Origin of the sequence: Pseudomonas sp. HY7a-MNA-CIBAN-0227 (assembly GCF_040310325.1) — a bacterium.
Taxonomy (GTDB): Bacteria; Pseudomonadota; Gammaproteobacteria; order Pseudomonadales; family Pseudomonadaceae; genus Aquipseudomonas.
Genome location: NZ_JBEOPT010000120.1, coordinates 1 through 275, shown reverse-complemented (window position 1 = coordinate 275; position 275 = coordinate 1). Strand labels below are relative to the sequence as shown.

Below are 275 nucleotides of genomic sequence, written 5' to 3'. Positions count from 1 at the left end.
GCAGAAGTCTTCGAAGTCAGCTTAGAAGAAGTCACCACAGAGCAACGCCGCCGCGCCAAAGCCATCAACTTCGGCTTGATCTACGGCATGTCCGCCTTTGGTCTAGCGAAGCAGCTTGGCATTGGTCGTCCAGAAGCAGGCAGATACATCAAACGCTACTTCGAGCGTTACCCCGGCGTACAGCAATACATGGAAAACACCCGCGAAGGCGCGAAAGAAAAAGGTTATGTGGAAACCATCTACGGTCGTCGTTTGTACCTACCGGACATCAAAGC

At 52.7% G+C, this 275-nt stretch carries 1 protein-coding gene; it reads left to right on the top strand.

The genetic code is table 11. From position 1 onward, the window contains the following. Positions 1 to 275 (top strand): DNA polymerase (locus tag AAEZ06_RS27235; RefSeq protein WP_350617205.1); only part of this gene is annotated, 275 nt, incomplete at both ends.